Here is an 18,698-nt window from a genome sequence, read left to right on the forward strand (position 1 = left end):
GCTGAGTGTTTGTCTCCAGGGCGAATATCGGGGACAATAGATGCGAAATTCGGGACGGCTCTTGATCGTTGTGGCACTCGCCGTGGCCGGAATGTCTGCTTTCTGGGGCGATGTCATTGCAGCGGTTCCTGCGGCTAGTCCCTATAGGCTTCTGGTTGTTGCGATCGGAGTTATTTCCTTTTTCGGCGGCCTTGGGCTGATACTGTTTTCGTATTTCGGTCAAATCGCGGAATATGTGAAAGAACGCCTTTTCGGCCACTGGGTGTATGACTGTCGCAAGGCCAGCGCAGCCGACGCAAAATATATCGACGATCTTTCTACGAGAAGGATTGGCCCGGAAACCTCGAATGTCGACGCCATCCGGCGCCTGATCGAGCTTGATATCAGAACCGTATTTCTCGTTTATTGTTCGGCCCGCATCGCGAACGCCCGAAAGGAATTGCGAGCTGGCTACTTCATTGTTTATCCGCTTTCGAGCGATGGTGTCGCTGCGCTTCTCGATGGGACGTTCATGGCGCCCAATCCGGACCGGAAACATCTCACCCTCCGACCCGAATGTTCGGCCATCTATATCGGCGGTATCGCATCCGAGAAAGGTAAAGCGCAGAACAGGTGCATGTCGCTGATGCTCGGTGTCCTGCGGAGCGACGATTTCGCGTCGGCAGAAATAGTATATGCAAGGGCTGGCACCGAGGTTGGAAAAAAGCATCTGGAAATTCGGGATTTCGTATCGACCGATCCGAACAAGGAAGGGGTCGGTGCCTTGTATCAGCGAGCGATCCGGCCCTAACCGCCGGTCCGTTCAGGACTGCAGCCGATATTGGCGCAAGCCCGATCGATTTCCCCCTTTGCCCATTCTCGGGCTGGACCGTCGCCATTCCCCCGCTAAGGTTGGCGGATGGAATCACCACCATTCTATTCCGGTCAGTTCCTGCTTGCGCTTCCGGGCATGGGGGATCCGCGTTTTGATCGCGCCGTGATCGCCATGTGTGCCCATGACGAGCAGGGCGCGCTCGGTATTGGTATCGGCACCACGATTGCCAATGTCGGCTTTCACACGCTGCTGCAGCAGCTCGATATCGAACCTGGCGAAGCGCCTGATGCCCCTGTCCATCTTGGCGGGCCCGTGGAGCCGCAGCGCGGCTTCATCCTTCACAGTCTGGACTGGGGCGGCGACGACAGTGTTCAGGTTGGCGACAAATGGGCCCTGACCGGGACGCTCGATATCCTGCGCGCGATAGCGGCCGGCAAGGGACCGGAACAGTGGCTTTCAGCACTGGGCTATGCCGGCTGGTCAGCCGGACAGCTCGACGAGGAAATGACCCGGCATGGCTGGTTCACGGCCGAGGGCGACAATGCAATATTGTTCGAAACCGAGGCTGAGGACCGCTGGGCCGAAAGCTATCGCAAGGCGGGGGTAGACCCGGCACTGCTGGCACATGACGCGGGACATGCCTAAGCCCGATATGCTATTCGCGCTCCAGAGTAGAGAAAGGCCCGAGCAAGGAAAGGAATGCGCATGCCGGCCCATGTCGATTTCCAGAAACGGCCGCGCTCCATAGAAACCCGGCTGGATGACGGCACGACCATTTGCTTCCGCCCCATCCGCCCGTCGGACGAGCAGGCAATAGAGCGCGGCATTCGGGAGCTTTCCGATCATTCCCGCTATCTTCGGTTCTTCTCGTCTTTCAAAAGTGCGCCGCCCTCCGTTATCGAGCGTTTGTCCGCCGTGGACGGGTTCGATCATATCGCCTGGGGCGCGGTGATGACCGGGGAAGAGGGCAGCCCGCCAAGTGCCGCGGCCCATGCAATTCGCGACGGCGACAATTCCAATGTGGCTGACCTCGCTATTGCCGTGCTCGACCAGTATCATGACCGCGGTATTGCACGGTTGCTGCTCGCAGCGCTGATCCTGGATTGCCGGACTGCCGGTTTTACGCAGCTGAAATTCGATATTCTGCATCGCAACAAGCCGGCTATCGTGCTGGTGAAATCCCTTGGTGCTAGTACCTATTCTGCCGCTGGAATTGCCATGACCTACAGCCTTGATGTGGGGGAGACCCTGTCGCGTCTGCAAGCCATGACCGAACCACGCGGTCTTGCGGATGTTTTTGCAGCCTTCGGCTCGGCCTAACCGCCGCCCCGAAGCCCTGTTGTCCTGCCCGGACGGGCCGTTTAAACCGCATTTCCATAAGGGGGCAGCGATGGAACTCAGGATGGAATTCGGAATATTCGGTCTGTTTTCGCGGCTGTCGTTGCGGTTGGCCAGCCTTGCCTTCGCCTTCTTCTGTTTCCTCATCCTCGCACCGCTAGAGGCGCAGACTGGAGAAGCGCGCGCAGAGGCGCTGCTTATCCGCGATGTCCGCACTGTCGATTTCACGGGAGCCGAGCCTGAAGCCGCCGACCATGTTTCCGTGCTGGTCCGCGACGGGATCATTGTAGCGACAGGGCCTGTTGCAGAGGCGGAAGCTCCCGCCGGTGCACGCATCGTGGAAGGCAAAGGCCGAACGATGATCCCCGGCCTTTACGACATGCACGTCCATATCTGGGATGAGGACGAGCTTGGTTCCTATCTCGCCCATGGCGTGACGACGGTGCGCAACCTTTCCGGCATGCCCTTCCTGCTGCCGATGCGGGATCGGGTCGAGGCGGGCGAGCTCGCCGGGCCGCGTATCCTGACATCGGGGCCGATCCTCAATGGCTCTGGTCCCAATGCGCAACCCAACCACCAGATCGTTGATACGCCGGAAGCTGCGAGGGCGGCCGTACGGGCGCATTTTGAAACGGGTTATCGCCGGATAAAAGTGTATTCGAACTTGTCGCGCGCCAGCTACGAGGCCGTCCGCGATGAGGCCGCCGCACTCGGCATGCGGATTACAGGTCATACGCCAGAAGGTGTGCGAGAACCCGGTATGCCCCGGGAACGGCCCTTCAATATCGTTTTCGATGAACTGCTTGATGATGGTTTCGAGACGATCGAGCATGTCGAATCCATCGTCTGGCATGGCCTGCGCGATCGGCACGACGAAACCGAAGCGCGAGCATTGGCGCAGCGGATCGCCGCGGCCTCTGTTCCGGTCGACGCTACGCTGGTTGCGTTTGCAAATCTCTACCGGGTGGCGGCAAGCGAAGGTGCCTATCTTTCCCGCCTCGGCACCGATCGGTTGAATCCGTTCATTTCCGAAATGGAGGCACCCCAATATGCACGCTGGTCCGCCGAAGATGCGGAACGGGCCGCCCGTCAGCTTGGTTTCTACCAGACGGTTACCCGCATTTTCCATGAAGAGGGCGTACAGATCGTCGCCGGTTCGGACTCCGGTATCTTCACCAACATTGCCGGTATTTCCCTGCATGATGAGCTGGCGCTGTTGGTCGAAGCCGGGCTGACACCCTATCAGGCGTTGCAGACCGCCACGGTCAATGCAGCCGCGGCGCTTGGTGAAGCGGACAGGGTAGGGCGTATCGCCCCGGGTTACCGCGCCGATCTGATCCTCGTCGAGGACGATCCGCTGGCCGATATCGCCGTACTGCGAGAGCCGACTGCGATTGTCGCCAATGGCCGGTTTATCGACGCGCAAGAGCGGACGGTGCTGATCGAAACCGCGGTGCAGACCCCCTATGACAGATCAGCGGCGAATGTGCTGGAAGCGCTGGCTGCGCAGGGAACGCCGCTGCCCGGGCAATAGGTTTGAAACTTACATATAAAGAAACCTTTATATCCGACTTGCAATCATGGCCTCCCCCCGGTAAATGGGGCGCATAATGGCCGCACGCTTTTACGCGCGGCCTTTCTTTATTGTCCAAGCCCCAACAGGAGCCCTTAATGGCCGACCAGGATTATATTGTAGCCGACATTTCGCTTGCCGATTATGGGCGGCGCGAACTCGACATTGCTGAAACCGAAATGCCCGGCCTGATGTCGACGCGCGAGGAGTTCGGCGCTTCCCAACCGCTCAAGGGCGCGCGTATCGCAGGCTGCCTGCACATGACGATCCAGACGGCTGCGCTCATCGAGACGCTGACTGCGCTGGGTGCCGAAGTCCGCTGGGCTTCGTGCAACATCTATTCGACGCAGGACCATGCCGCAGCCGTGATCGCCGCTTCGGGTGTGCCGGTGTTCGCCAAGAAAGGTGAAACGCTTGCCGAATACTGGGAATATGTCGATCATATCTTCCAGTGGGGCGACGATCCCTGCAATCTGATCCTCGACGATGGCGGCGATGCCACGATGTACATCATCTGGGGCGCTCGCGTTGAGGCCGGCGAAGAAATGCCGGCTCCTTCCAACGAGGAAGAAGAGGAAATGCAGAAGGTGCTCAAGAAGCGCCTTGCCGCAAGCCCGGGGTTCTTCACCAAGACACGCGACGCGATCAAAGGTGTGTCGGAAGAAACGACCACCGGCGTTCACCGCCTCTATGAGCTCGCCAAGGAGGGCAAGCTGCCTTTCCCGGCGATCAATGTGAACGACAGTGTCACCAAGTCGAAATTCGACAACAAGTACGGCTGTAAAGAGTCGCTGGTCGACGGCATTCGCCGCGGTACCGACGTCATGATGGCCGGCAAGCTCGCTGTCGTCGCCGGCTATGGCGATGTCGGCAAGGGTTCGGCGGCGTCGCTGCGCGGTGCCGGTGCGCGCGTCATCGTTACGGAGATTGATCCCATCTGCGCGCTTCAGGCGGCGATGGACGGCTTCGCGGTCATGACGATGGAAAAGGCGGCACCGGTCGCCGACATCTTCGTGACGACGACCGGCAACAAGGACGTCATCACCATCGATCATATGCGGGCGATGAAGGATATGGCGATCGTCGGCAATATCGGCCATTTCGATAATGAAATTCAGGTCGGCTCGCTGGCCAATCTCGAACATGTCGAGGTCAAGCCGCAAGTCGACATGTACACCTTCCCGGATGGCAAGAGGATGCTTCTCCTCTCGCAGGGGCGTCTGCTGAACCTCGGCAACGCAACCGGCCATCCCAGCTTCGTGATGTCGGCCAGCTTCACCAACCAGGTGCTTGCGCAGATGGAGCTTTGGACGAACACATCCAAATATGACAATGACGTCTATGTCCTGCCCAAGCATCTCGACGAGAAGGTTGCCATGCTGCATCTTGCCAAGCTCAATGTGGAGCTGAGCGAGCTCTCAGATGAGCAGGCCAAATATATCGGTGTGCCGCAGTCCGGCCCGTTTAAGAGCGATCAATATCGCTACTAGAGCAAATCACTACGAGAATTTGCGGGGCGCTCATTCGAAAGGATGGGCGCCCGTTCTTTTGGAAGTCGGTGGGGAAGGCTAGAAATTCGAGGGGAGGAGCCGTTCGCGCGACGAGCTGCCTGCCTCGTTCGATGAACTGCATTAAAGTATAATTGATATGTTGTCACATCACGTTTAGGTGAGCGGCATGAAAAACGCATTCACCCCGACCCTTAAGACATTGCTCGCAGCTGGCGTGGCAATCGTTTCCGTACCAGCCTATGCGCAGGATTCCTCCGAACAACGCTCCGGTGATGATTTTCACGGGGATGCGAGCGCCGAAATCGTCGTTACGGCATCTTTTATCGACGAGCTTGATCTGCTCGCCGGAACGTCGACGCTGTCCGGAACCGAACTCGACCAGAGCATTCGCGCGCAGATCGGCGATGTGTTAACAGCGCTGCCGGGCGTTTCGGCGACGTCTTTCACGCCCGGCGCATCGCGCCCGGTGCTACGCGGTTTCCAGGGGGAGCGCGTACGCGTGCTGACCGACGGGATCGGGGCCATCGATGCCTCCAATACTTCCGCAGACCATGCCGTTACTATCGATCCGATCACGGCCTATCGCATAGAGGTGCTGCGCGGGCCGGCCGCCCTTTTGTTCGGCAGTCAGGCGATCGGCGGGGCCGTGAATGTGTTCGACCGGCGTATTCCACGCGAAGTGCCGGCCGAGATCGTGCATGTCGATGCCGTCGCTTCCTATGGAACAGCCGCCGATGAGCGCAGTATCGCGGGCGGGATCGACGTTCCGCTGACCGGCAATCTCGTCGTCCATGTCGATGGCAGTTACCGCGAGAGCGACGATCTTGACATTGCCGGCTTCACCCTGGCCCCGGCACTGCGCGCGGAACAGCTCGCCATTGCGGCGGAAGAGGCGGAGGAAGGCCATCTCGAAGAAGCCGCAGAGGCGCTTGAGAATGCCAATCTGCGCGGCACAGTTCCCAATTCAGCAACGGAGACGCTGACAGCCGGGGCGGGCATCGCCCTTATCGAGGAATGGGGCAATATCGGTTTCTCGGTCAGCTATTTCGACAGCAATTATGGCATTCCCTCACGTCCGGGCGCCGAACATGCGCATGAAGAGGATGGAGACGAAGATCACGAGGAGGATCACGAAGAAGAGCATGGAGAAGCCCCCGTCACCATCGATCTGGAACAGATCCGCGCCGATCTGCGCGGCGAAGTCGACATCGGCTCGGGCTTTTTCGAGAATATCCGCATTCGCCTCGGCTATTCCGATTATACGCATACCGAGTTCGAGGGCGATGAAGTTGGCACGGTGTTCCTTGTCGAGGGACTCGAGGGCCGTCTGGAGCTCGTCCAGCGCGCGCAAGGAAGCTGGCGCGGCGTAATCGGCGGGCAGCTCTATGTCCGCGATTTCGACGCTATCGGCGCCGAAGCGTTCGTGCCGAGAAACAACACCGAGCAGGTCGGGCTTTTCACCCTGCAGGAATTCGATCTTGGGGCCGCCCATGTTGAAGTTGCGGCGCGCTATGAGCATACGAGCGTCAGTTCCGGCCCGATTGGCGTAGATCGGAGCTTCGATGCGTTTTCGGGCGCGATCGGAGCCAATTTCGAAATTGCGCCGGGCGTCAAGATCGGCGGCAACGCCTCGCGTGCTGAGCGGGCGCCGTCTGCCGAAGAGCTGTTTTCCAATGGCCCGCACATCGCGACACAGGCATTCGAGATCGGTAATCCCAATTTCGATACGGAAACCAGCCTGGGTCTGGAAGCTTATTTGCGTGGCGGTGTCGGGAACGTGAATTTCGCACTGACAGGCTATGCAAGCTGGTTCAGCAATTTCATCTATGATGCCGACACAGGCCTGGAAGAAGACGGCTTGCCGGTGTTCCAGTATTTCCAGCGCGATGCACGTTATATCGGATTTGAGGCAGAAATTTCCGCACGGATCGCGGAAGTCGGCGCCTTTCGCATCAACACTGATTTCGTCGGCGACTATGTTCGCGCGACGATCAGTGACGGCGGTGGGCCACTTCCGCGCATTCCGCCGCTTCGTCTGCTTGGTGGGCTGGAAGCGCAATCCGATGTTTTCGATGCGCGCGCCGAGGTGGAATGGGTGGCCGATCAGGATCGCACCGCCAGCTTTGAAACGCGGACCGAGAGTTTCACACTCGTCAACGCTTCGATTGCCTGGCGGCCCTGGGGTCGGAGCAACGGCAGTACGCTGTTCGCTTCTGCCAACAACATCTTCGATGTGAATGTACGGCGCCATGCGTCCTTCACCAAGGATTTCGTGCCCTTGTCGGGCCGCGATTTCCGCGTAGGCGCACGATTCAGCTTTTAGGAGGGTTGTGACCTGAAAATCGTGCGATCGCTCCCAACAGAAACGAGATCGCATCTTCCCGAACGCCCCTGACAGCGTCTAGAAGCGCAGCATGACACGGGGCTGCATCGCGCGATGATCACGATTTCCACTTTCGCTGCCGTCATTATCGGTATGATGCTGGCCGCGTGGATGGGCGTTGCCGTTTGGGCGACGTTGACCGGTATGCGACGGAAAGCGGCCGGCGAACAGGCGGCGGCAGCCGCGCGGCGCGGTGGCCTTCTGCTCCAGAGCGCACCGACCGTTTTCATGGTTGTTGACGGCAAGGGCCGGATCGATGCCGGCCCGGGACTGGCCGAGTGGTTGGGATATTCCAATCCGCCCAAGCGGATGAACGATCTCAAGGATGTCATGACCGAGGAACGCTTCGCGGCTTTTTCGGAAACGGTGAAAACCGCGCGGCGCACGGCCAAGCCTTTCGGCATGGAGCTGCGCATCAAGGAATCCGAGCGTATCCTGTTCGCCCAGGGCGGCCCGGCGCCCGACGAATTGGGCGGCAACCAGTCCGCGATGATCTGGATCTTCGATGCAACCCAGATTCGCAGTGACATCGCCGCGCTGACCAGCCGCGCAGATCGAGCCAGCGAGGCGCTGAATGCGCTATCGGGCTTGATTGAGGCAGCCCCTTTCCCAATGTGGCATCGTGGCCCCGATTTACGGCTGACCCTCGTCAACCAGGCCTATGTTCGTGCCGTGGAGGCGGAAAATGCCGCGGAGGCGATTGCGCGGGGGCTCGAGCTTGTCGAGATGTCCGGCCCGGATAGCCCACAGGCCGTGGCCGGGCGCGTGCGCGAGGACGACGAAGCCCATATCCGCACGGTTCCGGCGACTCTGGGCGGCGAGCGCCGGATGATGCAGATCGTCGACGTGCCTCTCGGTGAGGCGGGTATTGCCGGCTATGCGGTTGATGTCGAGCAGCTGGAGCAGGCCCGCAGCGAGCTTGGCCGGTTCGTCCGGGCGCAGCGCGACATGCTCGATCTTCTTTCCGCGGGCGTTGCGCAATTCGGTCCGGATCGCGCGCTTATTTTTTCCAACCAGCCGTTCCAGCGCATTTTTGCGATGAAGAATGAATGGCTGACGGACCGTCCTGAATTCGATCGGGTTCTCGACCGGATGCGCGAAGCGGACAGGGTGCCCGAAGCGCGCGATTTTCCGGAGTGGAAGGCTGAGCGTCGTGAATGGTTTCGCTCGGGCGACGAGCCCGTCGAGGAAAATTGGCTGCTTACGGACGGCACGCATCTGCGCGTCGTCGCCCAACCGATGCCCGATGGCGGATTGCTGCTGATCTTCGAGGATCGCACAGAGCAGGCGCAACTTGCCAGCGCGCGCGACATCCTGTTGCGGGTTCGCACAGCCACCTTCGACAACCTTTCCGAGGCGATCGGCGTATTCGCCGCGGATGGCCGTCTGCACCTGTGGAACCGTCGTTTCAGCGAAATCTGGGCGCTGGATGAAACGGCCCTTTCCGGGCATCCCCGTGTCGACGCCCTGACGGAGGCGCTCGCCGGCCAGTTCCTGAGCCCGGCAAGCGGAGAGGCGATCCAGTCCGCAATCCGCGTCGCTACCGGGGAACGCCAGCAGCAGAGCGGGCGGCTTGCACTGCGCGATGGCCGCTATTTCGATTTCGCCGCCGTCCCGCTGCCCGATGGCAATGCGCTTTTCACGCTGCTCGATATAACGGACAGCAAGAAGATCGAGGCCGCCCTGCTCGAGCGCAACGAGGCATTGGAGGCCGCCGATCGCCTGAAAACCGCCTTTGTCTCCAATATGAGTTACGAACTGCGCACGCCGCTCACCTCTATCGCCGGGTTCGCGGAAATGCTCGACGGCGGATATGCGGGCGAGCTGCCGGGTCAGGCGGGCGACTATGTGAAGGCGATCCTAGATTCTGTCGCCACTTTGCGCGTTCAGATCGACGAGGTCCTCGATTTGGCGCAGGGCGAGGCGGAAGACCTGCCGATGGAGCGCGAAGAGGTGGACCTGCAACTGCTCTGCGAGGAAGCCGCCGCGGATGCCCGTGAACGGGCTGGGGCGCGGGGCCATGAATTTGTCGCCGAGATCGACTGGTCAGTCGGCAGCGTCACCGGCGATGCCCGCCGCCTGCGCCAGTCGCTCGATCACCTGCTGCGCAACGCGATCCGCTACACCCCCGAAGGCGGCCGCATCCTCCTCCGTGCCGAAGGCACTACCGGCGAAGCGCGCATCGTCATTTCCGACAATGGCGTTGGGATCGGCGAAGACGAAAAAGCGCGCGTGTTCGATCGCTTCCACCGCGGCGCCGGCGAACAGCAATCCCGCGCGCTGGGCCTTGGCCTGCCGCTGACCAAGCAGTTTGTGGAAGGCCATGGCGGAAGCCTGACGCTGGAAAGCGAGCTGGGCGAGGGGACGTTTGTAACGGTGCTGTTGCCAAGGGGCGGGACGGAATAGTTGTGCCGAGTGATTATGTTCTTGCGAACGAAGATGAGACTCTCGCTCTCGGCACCCGTATCGCATCCATCCTCCGCCCCGGCGACTGTGTCGCGCTCTATGGCGATCTCGGCGCGGGCAAGACGACATTGGCGCGCGGTATCCTGCAGGCACTCGGGCTGGAAGAAGAAGCACCGAGCCCGACCTTTGCCATTGTCCAGCCCTATGAGCCGCCCGAGACGCGCATTCCGGTCTGGCATATCGATCTCTACCGGCTCGAGGATCCGGCCGAGGCGGACGAGCTGGGGCTGGACGAGGCGCGGCGCGATACGGCGATGCTGATCGAATGGCCGGAGCGGCTCGGGCCAGGGTTGTGGCCGGATGCGCTGAAGCTCCGTCTGACCGTCTTGCCCCAGCCTGTTGGGGATACTGTGGGGCAATCCGCCGCACGCCGCTTGACAGCAACCGTCCCGCAAGCTTGGGAGGAACGATGGCCACCAGCATGAAAAACCCCGAATCCGCGCCCGAATTTCTCAACGCCAATGGTTGGGGAGATGGCGCGCTGCTGCCGCTTGCCGGCGACGCTTCCTTCCGCCGCTATTTTCGCGTCGTCGCGCCCGGACGGACGGCCGTTCTGATGCACGCACCGGCGGACAAGGAGGACAGCCAGCCCTTTATCGATGTAGCGGGTCATCTGAACCGGCTTGGTTTTGCGGCGCCCAAGATCATGGCCAGCGATATGGAAGAGGGCCTGATCCTGCTGGAGGATTTCGGCGATGCGCGAATGCGCGAAGTCGTCGATGCAGCGCCGGAAAGTGAAGCGCGGATCTATCGCGACGCGGTAACCCTGCTCGGCGTGCTGCACCGGTCCGGAGCGGGCGATCTTCCGGCTTATACGATGTCCGAATATATGCGCGAGGCGAGACTGTTCACTGAATGGTATGCGCCCGCTCTCAATCTCAATGTCGATGAAACCGGTTTCGATGCGGCCTGGGAGAAAGTACTTGAACCGCTCGTGGACCTCGACGAACCGGTGACCGTGCTGCGCGATTATCACGCGGAAAACCTGATGCTGCTGGAGGGGCGACACGGTATCGGATCGCTCGGTCTTCTCGATTTCCAGGATGCGCTCGCCGGTCACCCGGCTTATGATCTTGTCTCGCTGCTTCAGGATGCCCGCCGCGATGTGCCGCGCGAGCTGGAAGAAAATATGCTGACCCATTACCGGGTTACCAACCCCGTGGTATGCGGTCCGGAATTCGACGCCGCCTATGCGATACTGGGGGCGCAGCGAAACGTGAAAATCCTCGGCATATTCACCCGGTTGTGGAAGCGCGACGGCAAATCGCGCTACCTGTCCTATCAGGCGCGGGTCTGGCGTTATCTGGAGCGGGACCTCCGCCATCCGGCACTGGCACCGGTCGCGGCATGGTTCTCGGCCAATGTTGCCAACGGCAAACGCGCTGAAGCTTGGCAGGGAGGCTCTCCGCGATGAGCAAATTTACAGCTCCGCTCGCGATCCGACCATCTGCCGAAGGCCCGTCGGTCGATACCGCGATGATCATGGCTGCCGGACTTGGTAAGCGTATGCGACCATTGACGGCAACGACGCCAAAGCCACTCATTCAGGTGCAGGGTAAAGCGTTGCTTGATCATGTGCTGGACCGGCTGCGCGATGCGGGCGTCACCAAGGCTGTTGTCAATGTTCACTATCTGGCTGATGCGCTTGAGGCGCATGTTGCGCGGCGCGCAGGTGATGTGAACATTACCGTGTCGGATGAACGCTCCGAACTGCTGGAAACCGGCGGCGGCGTCACAAAGGCCTTGCCGCTGATCGATGCCGATCCGTTTTTCGTACTCAACTCGGATGTGATGTGGATTGACGGACCGAGCGATACCTTGCAGCTGATGGCGGCGAGTTGGGTCCCGGAAAAGATGGATGTCCTCTTACTTCTGGTTCCCCAGGCCCGCGCGCATTGCCACGGGGGCGGCGGCGATTTCCATATGGACAGCCTGGGCAGTTTGAAACGGCGCGGGCGCGGCAAAATTGCGCCCTTCGTCTATTCGGGCATTCAACTCGTTTCGAAACGCCTTTTTGCGGATGCACCATCCGGACCTTTCTCAACCAACATCCTCTGGGACCGCGCGATCGAGCAGGGCCGCGCTTTCGGCGTAGCGCATCAGGGGCAATGGTTTGATATCGGTACGCCGCCTGCGATCAAGAAAGCAGAGGCCATGCTGCTGGATGGCTGAAGCCGTCCACCCCAGCGTCTATACCATCCCGCCACACCGGGCTTTTGCCGACGCGCTCGCCGCCGGGCTCCTCAAAATGCATGGAAAAGATGGTCTTGGCCTTGCCCGCGGGATTATCCTTGTTCCGACGAACCGGACCGCGCGGGCGATCCAGGATGCTTTTGTTCGCCGTGCCGAACCTGGCTTGCTGCTGCCCCGCCTGGTTCCGATTGGCGATCCTGAAATTGCTGAAACTTTGGGAAGCGCACTAGATCCGATGGGCGACGGCGAGACTGCCCCCCCGGCTATTGCGCCGCTCGAACGCACGATGCGCCTGGCGACCCTCGTGCAGCAGGTGCGCGAGCGGATGGGCGATCCCGTCGATGCTGGCGAAGCGGTCCGGCTTGCCCGCGATCTTGGAGCGACGCTTGATCAATTGCTGATCGAAAAGGCCGATCCGAAACAACTGGCCGATAGCGTCGAGGCGGATCTTTCCCATCACTGGCAGGTTTCCCTCGATCAACTTGCGGTGATCCTCGACCTGTGGCCGAAAGAGCTGGAACGCCTCGGCAAGATCGACATGGCCGAGCGCCGCAATCTTTTGCTCGACCGGATCTCCCTGCGCTGGCGTGAAACCCCGCCCCCGGGCTTTGTGGTCGCTGCCGGTATCGCCTCGACATCGCCCGCCGTTGCCGGAGTACTGCGCACGGTTTCGCGGATGGCGAACGGCATGGTTGTGCTACCGGCGCTTGATATCACCATGCCCGATGAGGAATGGGAGGCGCTCGGTCCGCATGAACCCGATCCGCAAACTGGCTTTCGCCAACGGTCGATCGAAACCCATCCGCAATTCGCGCTGAAACTGCTGCTCGACCGGATGGGCGTTGCGCACGGCGAAGTGGACCGCTGGCGCTGGGGTGGAGGGCGCGATTCTCCCGCAGTGCGGACACGGGCGATCGGCAATGCGATGGCGCCGGCCAACTTTACCGGCAAGTGGAACGACCTTCCTCCGCGTGAAAGGCGCTTGTCCGGTGTGCGGGGGCTCGAGCTGGCCACACCCGCGGAAGAGGCGCAGGTCATCGCCATCGCCATGCGCGAGGCGATCGAGGAACCGGGACGCACGGCCGCTCTTGTCACGCCGGACCGCGCGCTTGCCCGCCGGGTATCTGCACACCTGAAACGCTGGGGAATCAATGCCGACGATTCTGCAGGCCGCCCGCTTGCCGAAGAACCATCGGGGACTTTGCTCATCGCGCTGGCCGAAACCGCCGCGGAGGGATTTTCACCCGTTCCGCTCCTGGCGTTGCTCAAGCATCCGCTCGTCCGTTTCGGTGGGGCGCGCGGTACATGGCTGTCTGAGGTGCGCCGTTTCGATATTCTGATGCGGGGGCCGCGCCCAAGGCCGGGCCTCGATGCGGTAACCGCGCATCTGCGCGCTGCAATGGCTGACGCTCCAGAGCGCAGGAAGCCGGGCATAGCCGCCAGCCTGGCATGGTGGGAGGAAACGGCCGCCCTGCTTGCTCCGCTTGAACAGGTGGCGCGCGCGACCCGGGATTTGCCGGGCCTTGTTACAGCCGTTCGTGAAACCGCGACCCGGCTTGCGGGCGATGCTGTCTGGTCCGGGCCGTCCGGACGCGAAGCGGCGCGCTTCATTGCCGATTGCGAGGCTCAGGCGGCGCTGGGGCCGGCCGACGCGCAAATCGCCGATCTCGCGCCCCTGTTAAGTCACTTGATGACCGATATCGCTATCCGGCCCCCACAGGGCGGCCATCCCAGGCTTTTCATATGGGGCGTGCTTGAGGCCCGACTCCAGCAGGCCGATGTGATGATCCTGGGCGGGCTCAATGAAGGCGTCTGGCCGAATCTGCCGAAGCCCGATCCGTGGCTCGCGCCGCGTCTTCGCACCGAACTGGGGCTGCCGGGGCTGGAACGCAGGATCGGCCTTGCGGCTCACGATTTCGCCAGTGCGCTTGGCGGGCGCCAGGTGCTTGTAACGCGCGCGCGGCGCGATGCGAGCGCCCCTGCGATTGCCAGCCGCTTCTGGCTCCGTCTCGAAGCCATGACCGGTGGGCTGACACGTGCGCCGCGGCTCAAGGCGTGGGCGCAATCGATAGACCGTAGCCGGGACAGGGCTTTGCCCGCGGAACGCCCGGAGCCAAGGCCGCCGCTTGCCGATCGCCCCAGGCAGATATCGGTCACCAAGGTGGACAGGCTCAAGGCCGATCCCTTCGCCTTTTACGCCCAGGCCATGCTCGGGCTTTCCCGGCTCGATCCAGTGGATGCCGAACCCAGCCCGGCCTTTCGTGGTTCGGCTGTGCACGAAATTCTCGAAGACTGGTTCCGCGAAGATGAGTGCGATCCGGATAAGCTTGTCGCGCGGGCGGAAAAACTGCTCGACGCCAGCGACGCCCATCCGCTGATGCGAGCATTGTGGAAGCCGCGACTGATAGAGCCGATCCAGTGGATAGCGGAACGGGTACGCGCGCAGCTGGCGCAGGGCCGCAGTCCGATCGCTGCCGAGGTGGACGGACAGACGGATATTTCGGGCGTCACGCTCACCGGCAAGGTGGATCGTATCGATCGGCTGGCCGATGGTCGCCTTGCTATTGTCGATTACAAGACCGGCCAGCCGCCGAGCCCGGCGGCCGTCGAAGCGGGGTTCGCCATGCAGTTGGGGCTGCTTGGTCTGCTTGCGGATCGCGGGGCCTTTAAGGGCGTGGAGGGTGACGCGGCGGCGTTCGAATATTGGTCGCTTGCCAAGGATGGCGACGGATTCGGCTTTGTCAAAGAGCCGTTCCGCAAACGCGGCGATGTAGAAATCGACGCGGAGAATTTTGTCGCCCACGCCGCTTCAGTATTTGCCACTGCTGCCGAACAATGGCTGATCGGAGACGAACCATTCACAGCGAAACTCCACCCCGAATATGCACCTTATGGCGAATATGACCAGCTGATGCGGCTCCAGGAATGGTATGGGCGCGGCGATGGGTAAGCGGCTCAATCCCCTTTACGCCCTTACCGGCGAACAGCGGGAAGCCTCCGATCCGGGCGCGCTTGCCTGGCTGTCGGCATCAGCCGGAACCGGCAAAACACAGGTGCTGACGGCACGGGTGATGCGGTTGCTGCTCTCGGGTGTCGATCCGGCGTCGATTCTATGCCTTACCTTCACCAAGGCCGGCGCTGCGGAGATGGCGGACCGTATTCATGCACGGCTCGCCTATTGGGTGCGGCTGAAGGGTCCATTGTTGGCCGCGGAGCTTATGGCGCTTGGCGAAGCGCATGATCCTGCTGCGCTGGCCGAGGCGCGCAAGCTGTTCGCGCGTGTTCTCGACGCCACGGGCGGCGGCCTTCGTATCCAGACCATCCACGCTTTCGCCCAAAGCCTGCTCGCGGCCTTTCCCGCTGAAGCGCGCATCGTTCCCGGTTTTCGGCCCATTGAGGGGCGGGAACAGTCTCTGCTTCTGCGCGAAACACTGGCGGCGATGCTGGTCGCTGCCGAAGATCGCCATGACAATGCGATGATCGCGGATGTCCAGCAGCTGAGCCGGAGATTGGGCGAGGAAGGCGCAGAGGGCTTTCTCCAGCGCTGTGCACATAGCCTGGAGGCGATGGTCGGGCTCGGGCCGCCCGAGCTGTTCGGAGACGCGCTCAAACGCGCTCTCGATGTGCCGTTGGGCGATGTCGACGCGGCGATTGTCGAGGCTTGCAGCGATGAGGCATTCGATATGGCCGGGCTGCGCCGGGTTGCCCAAGCCAATATCGCCTGGGCGGCGAAGACCGGGCTCGCGCATGCGGATCTGATCGCGGAATGGACAGCCGCCGACCCCGGGAGTCGGGCCGAGCGATTGGCCGATCTGCAAGGCGTCTGGGCAACAAAAGCGGGCGATTTGCGCAAGTTCAGCGCAAAATTGCTTGATGCAGAGCCCAGTTATGCGGAAATTTGCGCTGAGTTGGATATCTATGTCGCGCGGCTGCTAGCGCTTCGGATAAAGGCGGATTTCGCCGAATTTTCCGCCGCCGCTTTGCGCGCCGGTCGGCATTTCGCCGAGGACTATGCGATTGCCAAGCGCCGCGTCGGTGCGCTGGATTTCAACGACATGATCCGCCTCACGCGCGCTCTTCTGGAGCAAGAGGGTATTGGCGATTGGGTTCGCTACAAGTTGGATCAGTCGATCGATCACATATTGGTCGATGAGGCGCAGGATACCAATGTCGCGCAATGGTCGATCATCGAAGCGTTGAGCGGAGAGTTTTTCGAAACGGATCCCGACAGCGCCGACGCCGTCCATCGGACGATTTTCGCCGTGGGAGATTTCAAACAGGCGATTTTTGGATTTCAGGGAACCAATCCGCAGGCTTTTGAGGACGCGAAACAGGCTTTCTCCCGGCATATTGCCGCGCGAGAGCGCGAATTGCGCGATCTTAGCCTCGATCAGAGCTACCGATCTTCGCCGCCGATATTGGAGCTGGTCGATGCCGTGATGGAAGGAATCGGCGGAGAGGCAATAGGCCTGCCGGCCGGACTGCGGCGGCACAGCAGCGCGTATGACGGGCGTCCGGGCTGTGTAACCCTGCTGAAGCCGGTGCGCGGGGAACGGGGCGAGAAAACCGATCTTGGCGAAGAGGCCTGGCTTGCCGACGCGAAGCTCGCCCTGGCGCGCAAGTTAGCGAAACAGGTCAAGACATGGATCGCCGACGGGCCGGATCAGCTGTGGGTCGCGAGCAAGGGCAGGGCGCTGCGCCCCGAAGATGTGCTCATCCTCGTGCGGAGCCGCGGAGAACTGGCGTCGCTGCTCGTCGCCCGCCTGCATGAAGAGGGGGTTCCCGTGGCCGGTGTCGACCGGCTGATGCTCACCGATCCGCTGGCGATACAGGACCTGCTTGCCGCCCTGCGTTTCGCACTCCAGCCCGATGACGATCTCAATTTCGCCAACCTGCTGGTTTCGCCGCTGTTCGATTGGTCGCAGGATCGGTTATACGCCCTTGCGCGGGGACGAAAATCCAGTCTTTGGAGTGTATTGCAAGACGAAGCTAAGACAGGGGGCGGGGATTCGGCCGACGCCATTGCGGGTCTGAAGGCGATTCTCGATCAGGCCGATTTCGTTACGCCGTTCCAGCTTCTGGAATCCATCCTTTCCGGGGCGCTCCAGGGCCGCAGGAAGCTGCTCGCCCGGCTTGGCGAAGAGGCCCGCGATCCGATTGAGGAACTGCTCAACGCAGCACTGCTTTTCGAAACCGAAAATCCGCCGTCTCTCCAGCATTTTCTGGACTGGTTCGATCGCGGCGATGCCGAAATCAAGCGCGATCCTGCCGCTCCGCTGGATGCCGTGCGCGTGATGACGGTCCATGGCGCGAAAGGTTTGCAAGCACCGCTGGTCATTCTCGCCGATGCGACCTTCGACCCCGATCTTGCGCGCAGCAAGAGTATCGATTTCAGCATCGATGTGGCGAGGCCGGATATTCCGCTGCCCTATCCACGCAAGAATGAGCAGGTCGATGCGCTCGGGGACGCTGTGGAACGACAGAAACGCGCGGATCGGGAGGAGCATTGGCGGCTGCTCTATGTGGCGCTGACGCGCGCCGAGGAGCATCTGGTCGTCGGCGGTTCCCTGGGCCCGCGCAACAAGGATGGAGCACCCCAGAAAAGCTGGTACAGCGCCGTTGAAAGGGCGGCCGAAGCATTCGGTGGGGACTGGCGCGATGACGACCTCTGGTCGGCCAGATGGAGTTTCGAGGGCCGCGAGCCGGTAAAGGCAAAGCAGCGGACTGCCGCCAAAGCCAAGACTCCGGCTCCCATACTTGAAAAGCCCGCATGGCTGGATCGAAGCGCGCCCAGGGAAGAAAGGCCGCCGCGCCCGCTCGCCCCGTCGTCGCTTGGTGCGGATATGGTTGCCGACCCGCCGCCGGATTCCTCGATGCAAGCGGCGGCAGAACGCGGTCTGCTGCTGCACAGCCTGTTCGAACGCTTGCCAGGTGTGCCGCCGGAGAAGCGGCGGGCTGCTGCCGTGTCATGGCTCGGGAGATCGGCAGGAATCGATGACGCCGCACGGCGCGCCGCATTGGCCGACGATGCGCTGGCTATTATCGGGAATGCAGCCTTTGCCGAAATCTTCGGGCCGGATGCGCTTGCTGAAGCGCCGATCGCCGCTGTTGTCGATACCGTCGTTGTGTCCGGAACCGTCGATCGCCTGCTGGTCGACGAAGAACTGGTTCGCGTTATCGATTTCAAAACAGGTCTCAGGGCTCCGGATGGTCCGGAAACCGTGCCGGAAGCGCATGTCAGGCAAATGGCCGCCTATGCCGCGGCGCTGACCGCGATCTTCCCGGGCCGGAGGATCGAAGCCTCTCTGCTCTACACCGCCGGGCCGAATCTCATAAGCCTGTCGGACGATCAGCTCGCGGCAAACAAGCCCGGCTTGTCAGATGCAGAGCAAAGTTTGTTGTCAGAAGCTTGAGCCGGGA

The 18,698-nt window shown here is 61.6% G+C and carries 12 protein-coding genes; all 12 read left to right on the forward strand.

Features of this window, described 5'->3' with window-relative positions:
* Window positions 1-40: 40 nt before the first annotated feature.
* The 12 genes from DFR46_RS02395 to addA all read left to right on the forward strand — a co-directional run bounded on the left by DFR46_RS02395 (window position 41) and on the right by addA (window position 18,691).
* Window positions 41-790, forward strand: a complete 750-nt coding sequence (locus DFR46_RS02395) for a hypothetical protein (RefSeq protein WP_116235003.1) — start codon at window positions 41-43, stop codon at window positions 788-790.
* A gap of 108 nt (window positions 791-898) precedes the next feature.
* Window positions 899-1,459, forward strand: a complete 561-nt coding sequence (locus tag DFR46_RS02400) for a YqgE/AlgH family protein (RefSeq protein WP_116235004.1) — start codon at window positions 899-901, stop codon at window positions 1,457-1,459.
* 54 nt (window positions 1,460-1,513) lie between these two features.
* Window positions 1,514-2,134, forward strand: a complete 621-nt coding sequence (locus tag DFR46_RS02405; RefSeq protein WP_116235005.1) for a GNAT family N-acetyltransferase — start codon at window positions 1,514-1,516, stop codon at window positions 2,132-2,134.
* A 70-nt stretch (window positions 2,135-2,204) separates the two neighbouring features.
* Window positions 2,205-3,686 (forward strand): amidohydrolase family protein, encoded by a 1,482-nt coding sequence (locus DFR46_RS02410; RefSeq protein ID WP_162843378.1) that lies wholly within the window; start codon window positions 2,205-2,207, stop codon window positions 3,684-3,686.
* 137 nt (window positions 3,687-3,823) lie between these two features.
* Complete coding sequence (ahcY, locus tag DFR46_RS02415) at window positions 3,824-5,215, forward strand: adenosylhomocysteinase (RefSeq protein WP_116235007.1); 1,392 nt, start codon at window positions 3,824-3,826, stop codon at window positions 5,213-5,215.
* Window positions 5,216-5,402: 187 nt separating this feature from the next.
* Complete coding sequence (locus DFR46_RS02420) at window positions 5,403-7,559, forward strand: TonB-dependent receptor (RefSeq protein WP_116235008.1); 2,157 nt, start codon at window positions 5,403-5,405, stop codon at window positions 7,557-7,559.
* A 114-nt stretch (window positions 7,560-7,673) separates the two neighbouring features.
* Window positions 7,674-10,025: a sensor histidine kinase gene (locus DFR46_RS02425; RefSeq protein ID WP_116235009.1), complete on the forward strand. Its 2,352-nt coding sequence runs from the start codon at window positions 7,674-7,676 to the stop codon at window positions 10,023-10,025.
* Between the two features lie 2 nt (window positions 10,026-10,027).
* On the forward strand, window positions 10,028-10,510 hold the full coding sequence (gene tsaE / locus DFR46_RS02430) for a tRNA (adenosine(37)-N6)-threonylcarbamoyltransferase complex ATPase subunit type 1 TsaE (protein ID WP_245953623.1): 483 nt from the start codon (window positions 10,028-10,030) through the stop codon (window positions 10,508-10,510).
* Window positions 10,495-11,499 (forward strand): aminoglycoside phosphotransferase family protein, encoded by a 1,005-nt coding sequence (locus DFR46_RS02435; RefSeq protein WP_116235011.1) that lies wholly within the window; start codon window positions 10,495-10,497, stop codon window positions 11,497-11,499. Before tsaE ends, DFR46_RS02435 begins: the two co-directional genes overlap by 16 nt.
* A complete protein-coding gene (locus DFR46_RS02440; RefSeq protein ID WP_116235012.1) occupies window positions 11,496-12,257 on the forward strand; it encodes a nucleotidyltransferase family protein in 762 nt (253 codons plus the stop codon). The genes DFR46_RS02435 and DFR46_RS02440 overlap by 4 nt, the downstream gene beginning before the upstream one ends.
* The gene (gene addB / locus DFR46_RS02445) at window positions 12,250-15,228 is read left to right on the forward strand and encodes a double-strand break repair protein AddB (RefSeq protein ID WP_116235013.1); all 2,979 of its coding nucleotides are present in this window, start codon (window positions 12,250-12,252) and stop codon (window positions 15,226-15,228) included. The genes DFR46_RS02440 and addB overlap by 8 nt, the downstream gene beginning before the upstream one ends.
* Window positions 15,221-18,691, forward strand: a complete 3,471-nt coding sequence (gene addA, locus DFR46_RS02450; RefSeq protein ID WP_245953625.1) for a double-strand break repair helicase AddA — start codon at window positions 15,221-15,223, stop codon at window positions 18,689-18,691. Before addB ends, addA begins: the two co-directional genes overlap by 8 nt.
* Window positions 18,692-18,698: the final 7 nt, after the last annotated feature.

The organism is Parasphingopyxis lamellibrachiae (assembly GCF_003385775.1).
GTDB lineage: Bacteria > Pseudomonadota > Alphaproteobacteria > Sphingomonadales > Sphingomonadaceae > Parasphingopyxis > Parasphingopyxis lamellibrachiae.